At 64.3% G+C, this 20,724-nt stretch carries 17 protein-coding genes and 1 tRNA gene; 4 read left to right on the top strand and 14 right to left on the bottom strand.

Going from position 1 to position 20,724, the window contains the following annotated elements; genetic code table 11:
- Window positions 1–371, bottom strand: a 371-nt coding sequence (gene bioD / locus A3736_RS13800; RefSeq protein WP_197465612.1) for an ATP-dependent dethiobiotin synthetase BioD, incomplete at its 3' end; no start/stop codon positions are given.
- A complete protein-coding gene (locus A3736_RS13795; RefSeq protein ID WP_067684113.1) occupies window positions 365–1,483 on the bottom strand; it encodes an 8-amino-7-oxononanoate synthase in 1,119 nt (372 codons plus the stop codon). The genes bioD and A3736_RS13795, both read right to left, overlap by 7 nt.
- Before the next feature lie 255 nt (window positions 1,484–1,738).
- Here A3736_RS13795 and A3736_RS13790 point away from each other — a divergent pair, with 255 nt between their 5' ends.
- Complete coding sequence (locus A3736_RS13790) at window positions 1,739–2,125, top strand: response regulator transcription factor (RefSeq protein ID WP_067684099.1); 387 nt, start codon at window positions 1,739–1,741, stop codon at window positions 2,123–2,125.
- A gap of 43 nt (window positions 2,126–2,168) precedes the next feature.
- On the opposite strand, the gene A3736_RS13785 is transcribed toward A3736_RS13790, so the two are convergent.
- A tRNA-Arg gene (locus tag A3736_RS13785) sits at window positions 2,169–2,245 on the bottom strand.
- Between the two features lie 61 nt (window positions 2,246–2,306).
- Here A3736_RS13785 and A3736_RS13780 point away from each other — a divergent pair.
- On the top strand, window positions 2,307–3,074 hold the full coding sequence (locus A3736_RS13780; RefSeq protein ID WP_067684096.1) for a queuosine precursor transporter: 768 nt from the start codon (window positions 2,307–2,309) through the stop codon (window positions 3,072–3,074).
- A gap of 54 nt (window positions 3,075–3,128) precedes the next feature.
- Here the strand turns inward: A3736_RS13780 and A3736_RS13775 are convergent, their stop codons facing one another.
- The 10 genes from A3736_RS13775 to A3736_RS13730 form a co-directional block, all read right to left on the bottom strand.
- A complete protein-coding gene (locus tag A3736_RS13775; protein ID WP_067684093.1) occupies window positions 3,129–6,059 on the bottom strand; it encodes a TonB-dependent receptor in 2,931 nt (976 codons plus the stop codon).
- A 164-nt stretch (window positions 6,060–6,223) separates the two neighbouring features.
- Window positions 6,224–7,240 (bottom strand): P-type DNA transfer ATPase VirB11, encoded by a 1,017-nt coding sequence (virB11, locus tag A3736_RS13770; RefSeq protein ID WP_067684090.1) that lies wholly within the window; start codon window positions 7,238–7,240, stop codon window positions 6,224–6,226.
- 16 nt (window positions 7,241–7,256) lie between these two features.
- A complete protein-coding gene (locus A3736_RS13765; RefSeq protein WP_233999391.1) occupies window positions 7,257–8,399 on the bottom strand; it encodes a TrbI/VirB10 family protein in 1,143 nt (380 codons plus the stop codon).
- Window positions 8,399–9,214 carry a TrbG/VirB9 family P-type conjugative transfer protein gene (locus A3736_RS13760; protein ID WP_067684088.1) on the bottom strand — a complete coding sequence of 272 codons (816 nt, stop codon included), beginning with the start codon at window positions 9,212–9,214 and terminating at the stop codon, window positions 8,399–8,401. The genes A3736_RS13765 and A3736_RS13760 overlap by 1 nt, the downstream gene beginning before the upstream one ends.
- Complete coding sequence (locus A3736_RS13755) at window positions 9,211–10,422, bottom strand: type IV secretion system protein (RefSeq protein ID WP_067684086.1); 1,212 nt, start codon at window positions 10,420–10,422, stop codon at window positions 9,211–9,213. The genes A3736_RS13760 and A3736_RS13755 overlap by 4 nt, the downstream gene beginning before the upstream one ends.
- Window positions 10,419–12,863, bottom strand: a complete 2,445-nt coding sequence (locus A3736_RS13750; RefSeq protein WP_067684084.1) for a VirB4 family type IV secretion/conjugal transfer ATPase — start codon at window positions 12,861–12,863, stop codon at window positions 10,419–10,421. Before A3736_RS13750 ends, A3736_RS13755 begins: the two co-directional genes overlap by 4 nt.
- 46 nt (window positions 12,864–12,909) lie before the next feature.
- A complete protein-coding gene (locus tag A3736_RS13745; RefSeq protein ID WP_067684081.1) occupies window positions 12,910–13,194 on the bottom strand; it encodes a type IV secretion system protein VirB3 in 285 nt (94 codons plus the stop codon).
- A 1-nt stretch (window position 13,195) separates the two neighbouring features.
- Entirely contained in the window at window positions 13,196–13,498 is a 303-nt protein-coding gene (locus A3736_RS13740; RefSeq protein ID WP_156502132.1) for a TrbC/VirB2 family protein, read from the bottom strand.
- 8 nt (window positions 13,499–13,506) lie between these two features.
- Window positions 13,507–14,157 carry a lytic transglycosylase domain-containing protein gene (locus tag A3736_RS13735; RefSeq protein WP_082851500.1) on the bottom strand — a complete coding sequence of 217 codons (651 nt, stop codon included), beginning with the start codon at window positions 14,155–14,157 and terminating at the stop codon, window positions 13,507–13,509.
- Window positions 14,158–14,321: 164 nt separating this feature from the next.
- Window positions 14,322–14,705 (bottom strand): hypothetical protein, encoded by a 384-nt coding sequence (locus tag A3736_RS13730; protein ID WP_067684076.1) that lies wholly within the window; start codon window positions 14,703–14,705, stop codon window positions 14,322–14,324.
- Window positions 14,706–14,989: 284 nt separating this feature from the next.
- Between A3736_RS13730 and A3736_RS13725 the strand changes: the two genes are divergently transcribed.
- Window positions 14,990–16,564 carry a hypothetical protein gene (locus tag A3736_RS13725; RefSeq protein ID WP_067684073.1) on the top strand — a complete coding sequence of 525 codons (1,575 nt, stop codon included), beginning with the start codon at window positions 14,990–14,992 and terminating at the stop codon, window positions 16,562–16,564.
- A 130-nt stretch (window positions 16,565–16,694) separates the two neighbouring features.
- On the top strand, window positions 16,695–19,439 hold the full coding sequence (locus tag A3736_RS13720) for a TonB-dependent receptor domain-containing protein (protein WP_067684104.1): 2,745 nt from the start codon (window positions 16,695–16,697) through the stop codon (window positions 19,437–19,439).
- Between the two features lie 73 nt (window positions 19,440–19,512).
- Here the strand turns inward: A3736_RS13720 and hslU are convergent, their stop codons facing one another.
- The gene (hslU, locus tag A3736_RS13715) at window positions 19,513–20,715 is read right to left on the bottom strand and encodes an ATP-dependent protease ATPase subunit HslU (RefSeq protein ID WP_067684102.1); all 1,203 of its coding nucleotides are present in this window, start codon (window positions 20,713–20,715) and stop codon (window positions 19,513–19,515) included.
- Window positions 20,716–20,724 lie beyond the last annotated feature (9 nt).

Here is a 20,724-nt window from a genome sequence, read left to right as displayed (position 1 = left end):
GCGCGCCACGCCGCGAACAGATCGGCATAGAGCAGTGTCCGCGTGACCGGGACCAGCGCCCCGCCCGCCCCTTCGACCACCAACGGCCCCTCGACTTCAGGCAAAGCGAGCGCGGCCCGATCGATCGTGACCCCGTCCAGCTCGGCAGCGCGGTGGGGCGAGCAGGGCGTCGAAAGCCGGTAGGCTTCCGGCAGGATGTGGGCACCGGGCCCGGCCAGCGCCGCGACCCGCTCGCGATCGGACCCGTCGTCGAGTCCGGCCTGCACCGGCTTCCAGTACGTCGCGCCTAGCGCGCGCGTCAGGCCTGCGGCAAACACGGTTTTGCCGATATCCGTATCGGTGCCAGTGACGATGAAGGTCCGGCTCACAATAGCCTCCCCAGAATTTCCGCGAGATCGCGAATGTCGCTTTCCTCGCTGTTGAGCGTAATCGATACCCGCAGCCGCGAAGTGCCTGCGGGCACGGTCGGCGGACGAATACCGCGTATGTCGAAGCCGTTATCCTGCAGCGCGCCCGCGATCCGCATGGTGCGCGCCTCGTCGCGCAGCACGATGGGTTGGATATGCGTCCCGCTGGGCGCGAAACCGAGCGATGCGAAGGCGTCCGCAGCCGATGTGGCGAGCGCGCGGAGGCGCTCGCGCCGCTCGTCGGCCTGTTCCACGATCCGCAGGCTCGCCCGCACGACCGCCGCCATCAATGGGGAAGGAGAGGTCGAGAAGATGAAGCTGCGGCCTCGATTGACCAGGAAATCGCGGAACAGCGCCGGGCCCAGGATCAACCCGCCTTCGCAGCCGATCGCCTTGCCGCAGGTCACCAGCGAGACGACGTTTTCGCGCCCCGCGAAACCGGCGGCCAGCCCGCGTCCGTCCGGGCCGAAAACCCCCGCGGCGTGCGCTTCGTCCATCACGAGGACTGCGCCCGTTCGCTCGGCAAGCGCGAGGAATTCTTCGATCCGCGCGCGATCGCCATCCATGCTGTACAGCGTCTCGATCGCGATCCAGGGCGTGCCGATCCCGCCTGCCGCGCGCCAATCGGCGATCGCATCGGACGCTGCGTCCACATCGTTGTGAGCGAAGCTCACGCGGGGCGCGCGCGACAATTTCATGCCCTCATGCGCACTCGCGTGGATGAGGCTGTCATGCACGATAAGATCATCGGGCTGGGGCAGGGTCGAGAAGATCAGGCTGTTCGCAGCAAAGCCCGATCCGACGAACAGGGCGCTCTCGCTGCCGAAAAAGCGCGCTGCCTCGGCCTCCAGCGCCTCGTGCTCCACCGTATTGCCTCGCAGCAGACGCGATCCCCCGGACCCGAGCGCCACACCACGCTCCAGCGCCTCGACAGCAGCGTCGCGCAAGTCCTGCGATCCGGCGAGGCCGAGATAATCGTTCGAGGAAAAGTCGCGCCCCGACGAAAGCACGAGGCTACGGCGACGGTGGACGCGTTCGAGGGAGTCGAGATCGTTACGGTAGAAGCGGGAAATCATGGGCGCCGCCGCCTTAGGGAGGCGATGCGATGGTGAAAACCCCTCCGTCCGGCGGCAAGCTGCGAGGCTGGCGCCGCAGCCGGTCGCAATCATGAAGGCACCATGGGATCCGTGCAACTTGAGAGAGAGGCTGCCTTCCAGCCATCCCATCAGATCGCGTAGGAATTTCTTAATGCCCGGCGTATATCTATGAAATTATAGACTTAATGGACCGAAAGTTTGACGCAATTAACGTAGGCAATTGGGGGCGGAGTCGTGGCTAAGATTTTTCTCGTAGACGACGATGAGATTACTGCCCAGGTAGCCAGCGAGGCGTTCTTCGATGCCGGCCATACATTCGGTTGGCTGGAAGACGGGCAAGAAGCGCTCCACACCATCCGATGCAGGCGCCCTGACGCCGTTATTCTCGACCAGAGAATGCCCGGAATGCCTGGGATGGAATTGCTTCGCGAACTTAGGCGGGACGCCAAAACAACGCTGCTTCCGGTCATGATGCTGTCGGCCGTTGCCAGCCAGAACGACCAGTCCATCGCATTCTACGAGGGTGCCGACGACTATCTCACCAAACCCTTCGATGCCGAGATGCTGGTCTTCCGGGTCGAAGAGCTACTTGGACGATCGCGAAGGGTTCTTGCGAGCTGACCGATCCGCGTGAGGCGATCTAACGATCGTTGAGACACTCGAATGGCGCGCCCGGCAGGACTCGAACCTGCTGCCTCAAGATTAGAAGTCTCGCGCTCTATCCAGATGAGCTACGGGCGCGCGCCGGGGGCGTCATAACGCCGCTTTGCGAGCAGGCCAATCGTGGATAGACAGGCCGATAATGGAAAAGCCCGAAATTCCGCGCGAAACCGCGCCGCATGAAAGCCCACGCTTCCGCTATTTCGATCTCGTCATGGCAGGCTTCGTCACCGTTCTCCTGCTGTCGAACATCATCGGCGCGGCCAAGCTTTCCGCCGTGCCCTTGCCGTTCTGGCCCAATGGATGGTGGCCCGCCGCCGACGGCACTTTCATCTTCGGCGCAGGCATCCTGTTCTTCCCTGTCAGCTACGTGCTGGGCGACGTACTGACCGAGGTGTACGGCTACGCCCGCGCCCGGCGCGTAATCTGGGCGGGCTTTGCGGCGCTGATCTTCATGGCGGCGATGAGCGCAGTCGTCGTGGCGATGCCCCCGGCAGCCAGCTGGACGGGCCAGGATGCTTACGAGCAGGTTTTCGGCCTCGTCCCGCGGATCGTTCTCGCCTCGATCGTCGCTTTCTGGGCGGGCGAATTCGTCAATTCCTTCGTCATGGCGAAGATGAAGATCTGGACCAGGGGCCGTGCGCTGTGGACGCGCACAATCGGATCGACGGTGGTCGGCCAGGGCGTGGACAGCCTGCTGTTCTATCCGATCGCGTTTCTCGGCGTCTGGGAGACGGGCGACGTCCTGCTGGTGATGGTCACGAACTGGGCGCTGAAGGTTTTGTGGGAAGCGGTGCTGACCCCCGTTACCTATGCCGTCGTCGGCTGGCTGAAACGACGCGAAGGGCTCGAAATCTTCGATACCGAAACCGATTTCTCGCCCTTCGCCAAGGACCGATCGCGGATGTGAAAAGGGCCGGACGTGACGCCCGGCCCTTCCCTCTTTGTCCTTTCGGGATCGACCCTAGAAGCTTGCGCCCACCGCGATGCCGTAGCGCCGGGGATCGAGCGTGAAGATATTCGTGAAGTTCCCCGAGCTCGCATCGGTCACGTAAAGCCCCGTGATCGAGTTCGCATCGAAGATGTTCTGGACGAAACCGCGCACGAAGAAACGATTGTCCGGACCGTTCAGCTGGATCTGCGCATTCGCCTGCACGAAAGGCTCGATCCGGTTGACCCGTCCGTTGAACACATTGCCGAACTGCTCGCCCGTCAGCGCGAGGTCGAAGCGCGGGATCAGGCTCATGCCATTGTCGAAACGCATGGTGTATTGCGCACCGACCGAGGCCTTGAGATTGGGCGCCTGCGGCAACGTGTTGCCGCGCAGATTGACCTCTACCCCCGGACTCAGCACCTGAATGCCGCCGAAGGCCGGACCGATCGCCGCCGCCTGCTGGGCCAGCACCGAACAGATCGAGAAAGCACCGGTCGATGCGATCCCTCCGTCTGACGGGAAGGCGGTCGGCCCGCGTAAGCCCAGTGCGGGGTTGACTGCCGAAACGAAAGCGCGCGCCCCCGCTCCGGTCACCGCGCAAAGCGAACCGTTCGAGATATCCTTGATGATGACGGCATTGGGATCGCCGCCGCCAGGATCGCGCGGATTGCTGAAGAACTGATCGCCCGCCACCTTTGCGCTCAGAACGCTCAGATTCATGTTGATCAGCAGATCGTCGCTCGGGCGGAACACGGTTTCCAGCTCGGCACCGTAGATGTCGGCATCGATCGTATCGTTGACCGAGGTGCGCGCGACGATGCGGCTGAGCTGCAGATTCTTGTACTTGTAGTAGAAGCCGGTGAGATTGATCTGCGCCGCGCCATTCAGGAAGATGTTCTTCGATCCGATCTCGAACGCGTCAATCTGCTCGGAATCGAAGCTTTCCGGCACGGCGAAAACCGGAGCGAGCGGCGGATTGATACCGCCCGATTTGTAGCCACGCGAATAGCTGACATAGAGGTTGTTGTCGGGCGTGATCTCGTAATCGAGCACGGCACGTCCGGTGATCGCATCGAACGAAACGCTGCGTTCCTGCAACAGCTGGTTGCCCGCTAGCCCCGCATCGGCGTCGAACGTGCCGACGAAGGGGGAAGCGAACGGATCGCCGTCATTGCTGAACGGGTTCAGGAAATTGGCAAACGTTGTGCGCGCGGCCACGGACTTGCTGTCGTCGTTGTAACGGATACCGCCGGTGAAAGTCAGCCGGTCGGTAAGATCGACATAGGCTTCCGCGAAGATGCCAAAACTCTCCAGCTTGAAGTCGGTCGTGTTGTTCCGATACATCGACGTTGCGAGATAGGATGGCGGCAGGCCGTTCGCGAAAGCGGAGAACGTTCCGAGAATGCCCGCGGCGTAATCGAGGCCGAACGAGTTCACGTAGTAACTGTTCTCGCTCACCTCCGTCTCGGCATAGATGCCGCCGATCAGGAAGTTGAACGGCCCGTCGAAATCGCTGCTCAGGATCGCTTCTGCAGACCAGGCGGTCTGGTCCTGGTTCGAACGGTCGAAGGCCAGCGGGACGCTGGAGCACAGCGAATTGCCTTCGAAGGCGCCGCGATTGCCTTCGTCATTGTCGGACGTGCAGAGCGGTCCACCCGGCCCCTGCGGGGTGAGCGCAGAAGCGATCGGCGCGAAATAGGCGTTCGATCCCGGTACGAAGGCGGGAAATGGCGGCGCGAGGCCGGTGGGCAGGCCGTTCGCGGCAAAGAAGGCCAGCGTGTTGAGCGCGGTCGCATAGCCCGACCGGTCGAGCACGCCGAGATTGTAGTCCTGACGCGAATCGACGCTGGTTTCCTGATAGAGGCCCGTTAGCGACAGGTTCATCGAACCCAATTGCTGGTCGAGATGCGCCTGCACCTGCAGTTCATCGGCGAAATAGTCGGGCGTGAAGGCCGTATTGACCGTGCGCACATCGTCTGGCTCGTCGAAATTGGCATAGCCGTCACGGCCGTAAACGCTGCCCAGGCCGAGCACGGCCGGGATGCCCTGAATGCGGAACAATTCCTGCGAACTCAGCACGGTGGCAAGCGTGGAGTTGGCGTTGGTCTTGTCGAAATCGAGCCGGTTGTTGAGGCAGCCGAGCACTCCGGTGGGGTCGCGCTGGCACAGCTGTTTCTGGATGCGTAGCCGGTCGTCGTTCTCGCGGAAATAATACCCCATGAGGTCGATCGTGGTGCTGGCGGTGGGCTCGAAGCGCAGCGAACCGCGCACCGCATACATGTCGCGCCCGTCGATCTGGGAATCGTCGAACAGATTGGTCGTGAACCCGTCCCGGTTCAGATAGAAGCCCGCCACGCGCGCCGCCAGGCTGTCACCCAGGGGCACGTTGATCATCCCCTTGGCCTTGATGCTGTCGTAATTGCCGTATTCGAATTCGGCGGCCCCGGCGAATTGGCCCATTTCAGGCTTCGCGGTGACGACGTTGACCACGCCGGATGTCGCGTTGCGACCGAACAGAGTTCCCTGCGGCCCGCGCAGCACCTCGATCCGCTCGAGATCGAAATATTCGGTTTCGAACAGGCGCGTGCCGAACAGCGGCGATCCGTTGGTGTGGATCGCCGTCGCGCTGTCGCAGGTCACGCCTACGCACAGATCGCCGATCCCGCGAATGGTGAAGCTCGACGCGGTAAAGTTCGATTTGGTGAAGGAAACGTTGGGAAGCGTCAGCTGAAGGTCCGCCGCGTTCTCGATCTGCTGCGCTTCAAGCGCTTCGGCGTCGAAAGCGCTGACTGCGATGGGAACTTCCTGAAGGCTCTGGCTCTGTCGCTGGGCAGTGACGATGATGGTCGGCGAATTGATCTGCGGATCTTCGAGATCGCTGTCGCCTGCCGATTGCGCCTGAGCTGGAATTGCGAATGCACCGGCGCACAGACCGGCCAATAGAGTGGCCTTAACCCTCATGTTTCCTCTCCCTGTCGATGCCGCTTTCCTGCGGTCTATCGCAGACAGGCTAACACAAAGCAGGCCCTTGGCAAGTCCCCTGCGCAGCAATATTACACGATGTGGAAATCCCGTGGTGTACGCAGAGACGATCGCGCGGTTCGTCCGCGCAAGATTCTAATGCGTCACACGAGGTCGGCGCTGAGCGAAATATGACTGATCCCGCGTCCGCCGCGATCGTCGCGGCCCAGCTGGACCAGCACGTCGATCACGCTGGCGGCATAGGCGATCGTATCGCTGCGGGTCAGCCCGATGCCGGTCTGCATCACCATCAGCGACAATTGTTCGAGCGCGCCGCGCAGGCTGTTGGCGTGGATGGTGGAAAAGCTGCCCGGATGGCCGGTATTGATGGCGCGCAAGAAGCTGACGCTTTCCGATCCGCGCAATTCGCCGAGCACGATCCGGTCGGGCCGAAGGCGCAGGGCGGCCTGGAGCAGTTCGTTCGACGTGACCTTGGCTTCGCCCAGCTCGCCCTTCACCGCAACCAGGCCGACGCCGTTTTCGCCCGGCAGTTTCAGTTCGGGCGTATCCTCGACCAGCACCACACGCTCGTGCTTGGGAATTTCGCCGAGCATGGCGTTGAGGAACGTCGTCTTGCCGGTGCTGGTGCCGCCCGAGATCAGGATGGTACGGCGCTGGCGGATCGCTTCGCGCAGGAACGGAATCGGCTCCTGCTGCGGATCGGGCATGGCGCCGTGGACGGCGGGGCGCAGTGGCCCGCGATCGTAAGCGTCGAGCGGTAGGTCGAGCCTGCGGTGACGGCGGATCGCCATCGCCCAGTGGCGGCGCGAGGCCGGTGGGCCGCAGAACTGGACGCGCGCCCCATCGGGCAGCGTCGCGCCCAGAAGCGGATGTTCGCGATTGATCCCCTGATGGCTGACGCGCGCGACCTGTTCGGCCAGGCGCTGGATCAGCCGGTCGTCGATTTCGGGCATGCGATGGCATTGCATGCCGGGACGCGCGCTGTCCTCCACCCACACTTCGCCCGGACCGTTGACGAGGATTTCCGTGACGGTGTCGCGATCCAGCCACTCGCGAAAAGGGGCGAGATAGGCGTCGAGATAGACGCTGCGCTCGCCGATGACGGGCTGAGGATCGACGTCCTCGGGCTGGCCCTGAAAGGGGTGGATCTCGGCGCTCATCGCGTCTCCGTCCGGCTCAGCTGACCTGCGTGAAATCGAGATCGCGCGCGGTGAAGATACGGATCGGTTCGCCCTGGCGCACGCGCACCGTCGGGCTGCGCTGGCTGTCCTGCTGCGCCGCCGTAGCCGCAGCGGAGGTGCCCGCGCCGCCAAGTACCACCGCGCCCGCCCCGCCGGTCGCCAGCGTGCCAAGTCCGCCGACGACGGACAGGAGCATGGCCGATCCGAAGCGGCTGAAGAACCCGTCGCCCGAGACCTTGCCGGCGAGGCCCGTCGTTCCGTCGAACCCAATCGCGGGCGAGGCGAGATTGACCGAAGCCCCATCGGGCCGGATCAGGCGCGTCCAGATGACATAGGCGCGCTTCTGCCCGCCTTGGATGCCGGACTGGTATTGGCCGATCAGGCGGCTGGACCGGGGCACGAGCACGCGCGTCCCGTCGAAGCTGCGCACGTCCTGGCTCACGACCGCGCGGACATAGCCGGGTACGTTGGTGTCGATCGCGGTTTCGAGCACGGCGGGAATCAGCGTGCCCTGCGTGACCGTGGTGCCCGGATTGGCCATGGCCTGCGCGCGCGCCGGAGCGCCGCCGACACCGCCGACGCGGCTGGCGAAATCGCCGGGCGAATTGCCCGCCGTCACCGCGCTCTCGCCTGCGGCAGGCGTGCCGGTTTCACCCGGAGCGAGCCTGGCGGGCGATGCACCGGAATCGAACACAACCGTGGGGCTGGCATAGGGATTGCCCATCGGAGTCGGCGTGACCAGCGGCGGGGCGGAATAGACCGGGGACGGTGCCGGATCGGCCTGATAGCCCTGTGCGGGCGTCACCGCCGCTTCGGGAATGACCATCCCCTGGGGAACCTGCTGATCGACAGCCGCCTGTTGCGGTGCGGGCTGGACCTGCTGGCCGCCGACGCCCTCGGGCTCTTCCATCCGCGCCGAGCTCATGCTCCAGAGCGTGACCAGACCAAGCCCCGCGACCAGCGCGATGCCCGCCACCATGCCGAGCCCCTCGGTCCTGCCCTTCTTGGCAGCGACGGCGGGATAGGCATTGCGCGAGGCGAGATCGATGATTTCGGCCTCGCTCTCGTCACGCGGATCGACATCGTTGGCAGCGCCCGTCGTCTCGCTCTTGGGCGGAAGTCGCATGGCCATACGCATCAGTTCATCTCCTTAGCCGAAGCGAAAGCCGTTCCGGCCCCGTTCGTCGCGGCCGCACCGCGCTGCGGGCGCTCGGGCCCCGAATTGACAAGTGTGGCACGGTCCTCGCCCGATCGCAGCACGATCTCGCGCGGCACGCCGTCGACCACGATCGTGTCGCCGCGCACGGTGAAATTGACCGGGCCTTCCAGTCCCTTGGGCCCGGTGGTCAGAATGGCGGGGACGGCACGGCCTTCGGGCCAGGTCATGAAGACCGCCTCGCCATCGTCGAAGGTCCGAACCGGCAGCAGCGCCGCATCGCCCGATGCGGCCCAGGCAAAGTTGAGGTCCGCGGGATCCTGCACTGCCAGCGGATCCTGCGCGGCCGCGACTTCGGTCGGGGTGCGCGCGTCCGCCATCTGGGTTTCGCCGGGCAATTCGATGGGCTTCGGCTTTTCCGGATAGGTAAAGCTCAGCACGTAGATCGGCCGCGTCGAGGGGGAAGCGACGAGATCGAACAGATAGGTTCGCTCATTCGTCACCACCGTCATATTGGTCGTGGCGCGCGGGCTCAGCGGCTTTACGAACAGCAGATTCGCGCGCTTGTTGGGCGTGACCTGCCAGCTCTCGCTATCGCCGATGGCGACGTTCTCGATCGCTTCGTCGTCGGCGAACTTGATCGTGGCCTGGACCTTTACCTGGCCATTGATGCGGACCACGCGGGTTTCGTCGTAGCGCACTTCGACAAGGCGGGCATCGTCGGCGAATGCGGGCGCGGCCAGCGGCCCCGCGGATGCGAGCACCAGAGCGAGCGCCGTTGCGACCGGGCGGATCATCGTTTTTTCTCCAGAGATTGCGAACCGGGCCCGCGCGTTTCGGGGGAACGGAACCGGCTGCCCACCCCCTGCGCACGCGACGGACCCGATGTAAGCGGCGATGCCTGAGCGCCACCTGAAGCGGTGGCAAGAACCTTGACCGTGCGCGAACCGCCGCCCCCGCCCCCATAGGCTGCGCCCATGCTTCCATCGTTGGCGGCGGATGCGACCTGCTGGGCGGACAGATTGATCTGGCGGGCCTGGGCCATGGAATTGCTCGCCGCCTGCGCCGCTTCGGTCTGGCGGGCAGCGTAGCCCGCCGTGGTGGGAGCGGCAGGTGCCGCCGCCATGTTCGGGCCGGTATCGCGGTCTTTGTCCGATCCGGCGAGGCCGAAGACCGTCCACCCGCCGACCATCGTCGCAGTCGTTTTCAGCACCAGGAACATCAGCGCGACATGCACCGCGCCGATCATGAAGAAGCCCATCGCGGCCTGCGGATTGATCTCGCCCGGCGTCGCTACCAGAGCGCTGAGGATCGGCACGGCGAGTTCGAGCATCACCGTCCCGCCCAGCACCGCGAAAAGCGGTGCGAGCGCCAGCATCACCACGCCCTTGATCCAGCCCGCAAACAGCCCGCGCGTGCCGTTGAACAGCGCCATCACGACGAAGATCGGCCCCAGCGCCAGCATGATCGCCAGCGCGATCTTGGCCGTGACGAGCAGCCCCAGCGTGCCGAGCATGAACAGCATCGCGCCCATCCACATCATCCCCTGCGGCGAGAAGGCGGAGATATCCTGCTGTCCCTGGCTCGCTTCCTGAATGGCGAGGAAGACCACGTCGATCTTCTGCGCGAACACGTCGGTCGCGGACCCGTCCACGCCTGTCAGCAGCCCGGCAATCTGGTTGGGACCGCCGACAACGAGATTCCAGACCACGCTCTGATAGGCGATCCAGCTCGTCGCGAAGGTCAGCACGAAGCCCAGCGTGATCATGCGCGGGACGAGCGAACGCACGCTCAGATTGGTGCGACCGGTAATCAGCAGGAAGCCGAAGACCGCGATAAAGAGGGTGAGCAGGATCGCGAGCACCGTGGCCAGCGATCCACCCGGCGCAAACAGGCGGCCGAAGGCTTCGGACGTGACCTGGCCCGCCGTGCAATCGACCGCCCGCAGCGCCGCCGCGACGCCCGAGCCTGCCTGCGCGGCGACCTGAGAGCAATCGACGCTCATTCGGCGGCCAGTCGAGTGACGTTGAGCTTTTCGGGAATGTCCGCAAAGGCATCACCCGCATCGCCCGGCCAGGGCGCGCCGGTAAGCGTGGGGAACCAATCGGCAGGCGCATCGCCCACCGCCGAACGCAGCAGGTCGAGCCGGCGAACCGCACTTTCGCGGCCCGACAGCACGGTCAGCACTTCGGGCGCGCCCGAAAGATCCAGCCGGACGACGACGCTTGCATCGGGCTGGCGGATCAGGAAGCAGCGGCTGTGCGCAGGCAGCGTGCGGATCAGCGCCAGCTCGTGCTGGGTCAGGCCGAACCCGTCGCAGTAATCCTCGGGCCGCGCGCGGCTGTTGGGCATGAACACCATGGTGGCGGTCTGTTCGACCAGCGCGGTCGAGATGCGGCTTTCCAGCGCATCGCGCGCGCTCTGCGTGGCGAAGCCGACCAGCGCGTTGCGCTTTCTCAAGGTCTTCAGCCAGTCGCGGATGCGCGCGGCGAAAATCTCGTCGTCGAGCGCCTTCCAGCCCTCGTCGATCAGGATCATGGTCGGATCGCCGTCCAGCCGCTCCTCGATGCGGTGGAAGAGATACATCATGGTCGGCGTGCGCAGCTTGGGATTTTCGAGCAGCGCGGTCATGTCGAAGCCCAGCACGCGCGCGCCGAGATCGAGCTTGTCCTCCGCATTGTCGAACAGCCAGCCATGCTCGCCATCCCCGATCCAGGCGGCGAGGCGATCGGCCAGATCGCCCGGCTGCGGACGGCGCGCGCCCGAAAGCAATTCCTTGAAATGCCGCAGGCGCCGCAGCGACCCGTCATTGGCATAGGCCGCATCGACCGCGGTCGCGATGGTCGCGTCCTCTTCCGGCCCCTCCGCCTTCAGCATCACGCTGAGCCAATCGCGCAGGAAACCGCGATTGCCGGGCGTATCGGGCAAAGCGAGCGGATTGAACCCGGTCGGCTCGCCCGATCGGATGGAATCGTAGCGCCCGCCGATCCCGCGAATGAACAGTTCCGCCCCGCGATCCTTGTCGAACAGTACGGTGCGCGGCTTGAACTTTTGCGCCTGCGCGGCGAGGAAATTCATCACCACGGTCTTGCCTGACCCCGACGGGCCGATGACCGAGAAATTGCCCAGATCGCCGTGGTGGAAATTGAAGAAGAAGGGGGTCGAACTGGTGGTCTGGAGCAGCGTCACCGCCTCGCCCCAGTGGTTTCCGTCCGGCTTGCCGAGAGCGAAACCGTGCAGGCTTCCGAAGCTTGCCATATTGGCGCTGGAGATCAGCGCACGGCGCACCAGATAGCCTTCGTTGCCGGGGAACTGGCCCCAGAAACTGGGTTCGAGATTGGTGTCTTCGCGCACGGCGATTGCCCCGGTGTCGGAAATCGCGGCGGCGCAGGCGGCGGCGGCATCGTCCAGCCGGGCCAGATCGCGCTCGCGCACCAGAACGGTCAGGTGATGATCGCCGAAGCCGACCGACCCCGCACCCAGCGCGTCGCGCGCGGCCAGCATGTCGCCGCGTTCGGCGGCCGCTTCCTCATCGGCGGATTTCAGGCGGCGGATCGCCAGATCCATGCGTTCGCGCGCGGTCTGCCGCTCGGTCGGCGCGTAGCTTTCGCTCACGATCATCTCGTAAGGCAGGCGCAGCAGCGCATCGAGCAGGCCGGGCGTGGTCGCTTCGGGATAATCCTTGAGGCCCAGGATCGCCGAGAAATCGGGCGCGCCCGAACCGCGCTGTTCCAGCGCGTCCAGGCCGAAGCTGACCCGGCGATAGGGCAGCATATGGCCGATATCGACGTCATCGCCCGGGCGGCGCACCGGACGCATCTCGCCGTTGTAGAGCGCGGAAAGCAGTTCGAGCAGTTCGTTGTTGGTGGTCCCGTTCGGACCGGCATAATCGCCCAGCGGCTGGGCGCCGTAAGCCGACAGCGAGGCGGCAAGGCCGGTCGCCGCCGCGCGCAGCGAGCGCAGATCCTTGGGATCCACCTCGATCTCTGCGCCGCCTTTGCCCTTCTTCTTCCAGGCCTTGGCCGTGCGTTCCACCCAGCCCGCCTTGCCGCGAGCGGGGCGGCGGATTAGCGTCACGAACTGATCGTTGATGAACAGCGATCCCGAACCCAGCCGTTCCTGCCAGCGCGCATCGATATGGCGGCTGAGCGGATCGGGAAAGGCCGCGTCGAGATCGACTTCGACCCGACGGCGGATCACGTGGTGATACATGACGAAACGCGCATCGAGCGTCGAACGCAGCATCACTTCGCGCGTGGCGGCGTGGGCGTTCAGCGCCTCGCTATCCTCGGTCTCGAACAGCAGGCCGGGAACCTGCAATGCGGTCATCAGGCTGCCGTCGCGCAGCAGCAGCGTGCTCTCGTCGACCAGGCGGGCATAGGGCAGCCGGTCTCCGGCGCGCGCTTCCTTCGCGCTCCAGGCCGCTGCGCCTTTCCACTTGCTCATAGGTCGCGATCCTTATGGTTTGGCAGGCCAGATCGGCCCGCCGGTTCTAGGCGGCGTAACTGTTGCAGCCCCATTTGTTGTAATTCTTGACCCGCGGGCACTTGGACACTTTCGTGATCCAGAGGTCGAAGATGCGCGGTTCGCGCAGGCAGGCGAAATAGCCGATGGCGTGCATCACCGCGAACACCAGCAGGGCCAACCAGCTGCCGGTGATCAGGAAAGCCTCGGTCGTCACCATCCCGTTGATGATGAAATAATTGAACGTCACGCCCGCGAACATCTGCGGACGAGTGAGCGCACGGTGCACGGGATGGCGGACCAGCTGGCTCATCCTACACGCCCGAAGCCGCGCCCTGGATGCCCGCGACGATCGAAGCGGCACCGAACAGGATGAAGACGCCGATGATCACGGTCGCCCCGAAGCGCCAGTTGAGACGCCCGGTCAGCATCATGAAGCCGACCGCGGCGACCGCCATGACCGCCACGGCGGTAGCGACATTGCCGAGCAGCGTGCCCTGAAGCCAGCCGAGTGCGGCGACGATGGGCTGCGAACCGGCGGGATCGGCGGCTTGCGCGAATGCAGCGGTGGGCAAAGCCAGAAGCGCCAGAGCGGCGGCACGAAATACGGAACGCATAGAAATATCTACTCCCGGGAATGATCGGACAGGCGGCCCATGATGGCCGCAACGTAAAGCTGGGTTTCACGAATGCGGGGGATCCCCCCTGCGCGCATCACTCTCCCCGGACCAGCATTATAGGCCGCGAGCGCTTTCTCCAAGTCGCCATCGAAGCGATCGATCTGTTCGCGCAGATACCGCGCCCCGCCTTCCAGATTGGCGAAAGGATCGTCCGGATTGACGCCCAGATCGCGCGCAGTGCCCGGCATCAATTGCGCAAGGCCGCGCGCGCCGACGGGCGAGCGGGCATCGTGGCGCCAGCGGCTTTCCTGCCAGACCAGCGCTTCGATCAGCGAAGGGCTGAGATCGAACCGCGCAGCCAGCTCATTCACCTTGGCGCGGTAATTTTCCGGTACGGCCGCCGCATGCAGGCGCGGATCGGCAAGTACGCGATCGGGCAGCATCATGCCTTCCACTGCTTCGAAATCGCCATCGACGGCCAGAACCGCCGTTTCGGGCAGAGCTTCGGGAGCGCCACCGGCGATCCAGCGCGCGGCGCCATCGTCGATCTGCAGCACGTCGGCCTGGGCGGGCACGGACAGCATGGCCGCGCCGAGCAGCGGCAAAGCCCGCAAGGCCTGCCATGTCGTTCTGTTTGCCCAAGCGGCTCGAATCATTGCGCCCTCCACCATCCCGGTCGCTCTGGCTACAATACATGACACGGGGGTGACACGGATATGAACCAGTTCCCCCCGTTCGTCCCAACGAAAAAACGGCTCACCCGATAATTCGGGCAAGCCGCTATAGTGCCTGCGCCCATGGGCGCGGTCGTTAAACTGCTTTAACGTGACGCGATCGATGCGGTGGAGGCGAATTCCCCGCGTGCGAGCATGGCGAGCCCCTTGCGCGCCAGCACGCGCGAATCCACCCAACGACCGTCAACTGTTTCGAGCTCGGCGCGCTCGTCATGCGCCATTGCGGCTTCGAACAGGTCGCGCGCGCGTTCTTCATCTCCGCGTCGCGCATGCGCGACGGCAAGGTTGATCAGCAGCGCCGGATCATCGGCGGCCTTGTCGGCTTCCGCCGTCAGCGTGCGAAGCGCGGCACCATTGCGACCTTCCACCAGTTCCTGCGTCCCGTAATCGGGCCCGGCAGGGTCGGCGGCCATGGCCGCAGGGCTTTGCGCGGCAACGGCCAGCGCGGCGATCTGTGCGAGAGCGATCATCAGGCATCTCCTTCTTTCCCGCAGCCTGTATGCCGCGCGAAGCCCCCGCCCGCAACAAAACTGTAACATTGTCATTTAGGTGTCATTTTGGACCCCGGCGGCGCAGCGATCATCGGTCGGAGACGGTAAAACGCCCCGATTTCAGCCCTCCCGATCCATTCGTCCGGTTTTGTAAGCGAAGTGTCACGGACGGACACAAACTGTCACGCAGCAGGCCTAGCGGGCGAGTCGCGATCAAGGTTCGCGATACATTTTCATCCGGTTTTTTGAGGGGACCGCTGCCCGTGACTATTCTTTTCCGTACGCTCGTTCTCGGCACCAGCGCGCTCGCATTGGCGAGCTGCGGGGCCGACGAAATCGTCTCGCCGGGCACCGGCGGCGACATCACGATCAACAATCCCCCGGCACCAGCGCCCGCTCCTGCGCCGACGCCCACGCCGACCAGCACGCTGGTGACTCCGGCGGCGGGCTGCCCCACGATTTCCAATCCCGATCAGCTGGTCAATGACGGCACGATCACCGGGCCGACCGGCGAATATCGCGTCTGCACCATGCCCGCGCGCTTCACCGCGTCGAGCACGCTGCCGTTCAACCGCGGCATCCTCTACCGCATGAACGGCCGCGTCGATGTCGGCACCGATGGCGGCCCCGCCCCCGACGGTTCGGACGGCGCGACCGACAGCAACGTCAATCTGACGATCGAGCCGGGCGTGCGCGTCTATGCCGCCGGTTCCAGCTTCCTGATGGTCAATCGCGGTAACCGCCTGACCGCAGTGGGTACGCAGTCGCGTCCGATCATCTTCACGAGCCGCGACAACGTTCAGGGCCTCAACAATGACAGCTCGTCGGGCCAGTGGGGCGGGATCGTCCTCGCCGGCCGTGCGCCCGTGACCGACTGCATCGCGCCGGGCGCCACGCCGGGCAGCGTGAATTGCGAACGCCAGGTCGAAGGTGCGGCGCAGCCCGCTCTGTTCGGCGGCGCCACGCGCAACGACAAGAGCGGCGACCTCGCCTATGTCCAGATCCGCTATTCGGGCTTCGTCCTTTCGGGCGATAACGAATTGCAGGCGCTGACCACCGGCGGCACCGGCACCGGCACCACCTTCGACCGCGTGATGAGCTACAACAGCTCGGACGACGGCGTCGAATTCTTCGGCGGCAGCGTCAACGCGACGCGGCTGATCGTGGTCGGCGCGGAAGACGATTCGCTCGACACCGATACCGGCGTGAAGGCCAATCTCCAGTTCGTGATCGCGGTCCAGCGCGCCGGCGTCGGTGACACGATCATCGAAGCGGATTCGAGCAACGCCTTCAACAATTCGACTCCGCGGCAAAACACGCAGATCTCGAACGCGACCTTCATCGCGAATAGCGGCACGCGCGATCAGGCGATCCGCATTCGCGGCGGTGCCGATTATGCGATCGTCAACAGCGTTTTGGTCGACCGTTCGGGGTCGACGCCGTGCCTGCGCATCGACAATTCCGAGACGATCCAGACGACGGGCGACGATGAGCTGGGCGCGCCGCGCTTCAATTCCTTCGTGCTCGATTGCGCCACCGACTTCCGCAATGGGAGCAACGTGACTGCAGATCAGACGCAGGGTATCTTCAACGCGGGCACGAACAACAACGCCAATTTCACGAACACGCTGTCCATGACCTTCGTCAACGGCGCGAACGAGAATGGCGTGGCGGTGTTCAACCCGACCGCGCTGAGCAGCTTCTTCACCAACCCGACGAATATCGGGGCCGTCTATCCGGGCAACGACACCTGGATCAACGGCTGGACCTGCAACTCCGCCGCGGCGACGTTCGACAGCGCGGTGAGCGCCTGCACGTCGCTGCCGGTCTATTCCTGATCGCGATCCCGATCGGGGGAGCGGGCGTATCGGCCCGCTCCCCCTTTCAGAACCTTCGACAGGGCCGGGTCCGGCCCCGCACCGACCATAGAAATTCGACCAAATGAGGGGGTCACCCATGTCCTTCGGCATGTCCACCGGCAGAAAGCTGACCGGATTGCTGCTCTTCACCACGGCGCTGTCCTGCCCCGCCCTCGCCTTCGCACAAGGAACCGGCGGCCCGCCCAGCGGCGTGGCCCAAGGCGAAGCGCCCGATCCGACGGACGACGACGTACTGACCGATACCGCCGAAGGCACTGGCCAGAATACCCAGCTGGAAGAGACGCCCGAAGTATCCGTTCCCGGCGGTGACGTCATCGTCGTGACCGGTCGCCGCCGCGTCGAGCCCGAGCGAAATTCGACGCAGGTCATCTCGGTCCTGAGCGCCGAAGCCATTGCGCGTACCGGCGAAGGGGACATTGCAGGCGCGCTGAGCCGCGTGACCGGCCTGTCGACCGTGGGCAACGGTCTCGTCTATGTCCGCGGCCTCGGCGATCGGTACTCGCTGGCGCTGCTGAACGGCCTCCCCTTGCCCTCGCCCCAGCCATTGAGCCGCGTGGTCCCGCTCGACATCTTTCCGACCAATGTCGTCGCCTCCAGCCTCGTCCAGAAGACCTATTCGGCGAACTTTCCCGGCGAATTCGGCGGCGGCGCCATCAATCTGACGACAAAGGCCATTCCGGACGAAAGCTTCGTCACGCTGTCCGCCGGGATCAGCGGCGACGAGCAGACGACCTTCTCCAAGGGCTACACCTATTACGGCTCGCAATATGACTGGTTCGGCTTCGACGATGGCAGCCGCGATATCGTACCTGCATTGCAAGGCTTCCTCGACAGCGGCGCACGCATCAGCGATCCCGGCGTCGACAGCCAAGCGATCCTGACCCAGCTCGGCAATCCCAATCGCATCCTCCTGCAGAAGACCGACTGGACGCCCGCCAATTTGTCGGGCGGGATCACCATGGGCACCAGCGCCGATTTCGGCGATACGGGCCGCATCGGCGTGATCGCCACCGCCTCGCTCACCAACAAATGGCGCAATCGCCGCATCACCCAGCAGACCGCGATCAATGCCGATCTCGAACTGCGGTCCGACTTCACCGATTTCGTAACCGACAACCGCATCCTTTTGAACGGATTGCTAGGTTTCGGGCTGGAAATCGGCGAACACCAGTTCCGCTTCACCAATCTCTTCATCCGCGACACACTGAAGCGCGGCTCCCTCTCTTTGGGCGAAGATCTCCAGAACGGCGATACCGACCTCGTCCAGGACACGTCGTGGTTCGAACGCCAGCTCTACAATTCGCAATTCGTCGGCGAGATGGAGTTCGGCGATCTCTCGGTCGATCTGCGCGGCGGTTACGCCCAGACCCAGCGCGAGGCGCCGTATGAGTGGGAATTCACCTATACGCGCACCAACAATGCCGGCGATCCGCTGGGCGATCTGTTCCTCAACACGCTCGATCCGCAACGCGGCGGCGCGGTGGTCGCGTTCTCGGATCTCACCGAAGATCTCTATTTCGGCGGCATCGACCTGAGCTATCGCGTGTCGGACTGGCTCGGCGTCACGATCGGTTATGCCTATAGCGATACCGACCGCTTCTCGACCCGGCGCGAATTCGACATCCGCGCCACCACCGGCTTCCCCGACGCGCTCGGCGCCTTCCGGCCCGACAATCTGCTCGGCGATGCGCTGATCCAGCTGGGTTACGACCCGGCGGCGCAGGCAGCGGCTGGGATCGGACCGTTCAATTTCAACATCTTCGAAACGACTCAGAGCGATCCGGCCTTCGCCGCCAACCTGACCGTTAATGCGGGCTATGCCAAGGTGAACATCGTTCCTTTCGACACCGTCACGCTCGATCTCGGCGTGCGTTACGAAGATGCGAAACAGACCGTGACGCCGGTCGAAGTGTTCGCCGTTCCGCTGAATTCCGGCAGCGGCACGAATTTGAACAACGATTATTTCCTGCCTGGCGGCACGATCACCTGGGAAGCGACCGATCGCCTGCAAGTGCGCGCCAGCGCGTCCAAGACGATCGCCCGGCCCCAATTCCGCGAGCTGATCTTCCAGACCTATTTCGATCCCGAAACCAATCGCCAGTTCAACGGCAATCCGCGCCTCGTCGACAGCGAGCTGATCAACGCCGAAGCGCGCGCCGAATATTATCTCGGCGGGGGTGACAAGATCAGCCTGGCGGGATTCTACAAGGATATCGAGAACCCGATCGAGGTGTTTTCGAGCTTCTCGGACAACGAACAAGTCAGCGGCTTCGCCAACGCACCGGCGGCCACGCTGTACGGGCTCGAATTCGAATCGCAGCTGAGCAAGGATCTCTACGATTGGGGCGGCTTCTTCGAAACGAAGCGCGCCATCCTGATCGCGAACTACACCTACACGACGTCCGAACTGAAGGTCGGCGAGAATGACATCGTCAGCGTCTTCCCCTTCGCCGACCAACCCGCGTCGAACTTCTTCAACGATGGCGTGGCGTTGACCGGTCAGTCGGATCACCTCGTGAACCTGCAATTGGGCCTCGAGGACACCGAGGATCTGCAGCAATTCACCATGCTGCTGAGCTACGCCAGCGAGCGTGTGACCAGTCGCGGCACGGCGAACCTGCCCGATATCGTCGAGGATCCGGGCCTCAGGCTCGATCTCGTCTATCGCCAGGGGCTGAATCTCGGCGGCGTGCCGCTCGAACTGAAACTGGAAGCCCGCAACGTCACCGGGCGCGATCATTTCGAATTCCAGGACAACGGCACGCGCCGGATCGACATCAACAGCTACGAAGTGGGCCGCAGCTTCGGCGCGTCGATTTCGGCCGAATTCTGAAGGGTCATCACTCCTGACAAAAAAGGCGCCTCCCGACCGGGGGCGCCTTTTTCGTTGTCCGAGTGCTCAGTATTCAGAGAATATATTTCGACAGGTCGGTATCGCCCGCCAGATCGTCCAGCCGTTCGCGCACATAGGCCGCGTCGATCGTGATCGTTTCGCCCGCATGCTCTTCGGCTTCGAAGCTGATATCTTCTAGCAAGCGCTCCATCACCGTCTGAAGCCGCCTTGCGCCGATATTCTCGACGCTCTCGTTCACCCGCGCGGCGATCTTGGCGACTTCGCTGATGGCGTCCTCGGCGATGTCGAGCGTCACGTCCTCGGTGCCGATCAACGCCTTGTACTGGGCGGGCAGGTTCGCGCGCGTTTCGGTCAGAATCGCGACGAAATCCTCTTCCGTCAGCGCACGCAGTTCGACGCGGATCGGCAGGCGGCCCTGCAATTCGGGCAGCATGTCGCTCGGCTTCGAGACATGGAATGCGCCGCTGGCGATGAAGAGCACGTGATCGGTCTTCATCGGCCCGTATTTGGTCGCCACGGTGGTGCCTTCGATCAGCGGGAGCAGATCGCGCTGGACGCCTTCGCGTGACACGGAGCCGCCGCGCACGTCCGAAACGGCGATCTTGTCGATCTCGTCCAGGAACACGATACCGTTCGTTTCCGCGTTTTCCAGCGCGACGCGAGCGACGTCCTCCTGGTCCATCCGCTTCTCGCTCTCCTCTTCGACGAGGCGATCCCACGCATCGGGCACTTTCAGCTTGCGGCGCTTCAGATTGGACTTGCCCATCGCCTTGCCGAGCATGTCGGACAGGTCGATCATGCCGACATTGCCGGGCATTCCGGGGACTTCCATCGCGCTTTGCGGCTGGTCCTTGACCTCGATTTCCACCTCGGTGTCGTTCATCGCATTCTCGACGATGCGCTGGCGGAAAGCTTCGCGCGTTGCCTCGCTGGCGTTCTCGCCGACGAGCGCGTTCAGCAGCCGGTCCATCGCGGCCTGCGATGCGGCTTCGCGCACCGCCTCGCGGCGGCGGTCCTTCTCCAGCCGGATCGCTTCTTCGACCAAATCGCGCGCGATCTGTTCGACATCGCGGCCGACATAGCCGACCTCGGTGAACTTGGTCGCTTCCACCTTCACGAACGGCGCGTCGGCCAGCTTGGCGAGGCGGCGCGAGATCTCGGTCTTGCCGCAGCCGGTCGGCCCGATCATCAGGATGTTCTTGGGCGTAACCTCGTCGCGCAGGTCGGCGGCGACCTGCATGGCCTTGCGCGCGATCGTTTCCGG

Origin of the sequence: Erythrobacter sp. HI0063 (assembly GCF_001635685.1) — a bacterium.
Lineage (GTDB): Bacteria > Pseudomonadota > Alphaproteobacteria > Sphingomonadales > Sphingomonadaceae > Qipengyuania.
The sequence above is the reverse complement of the archived record's forward strand: the minus strand, read 5'-3'. Positions and strand labels throughout refer to the sequence as shown.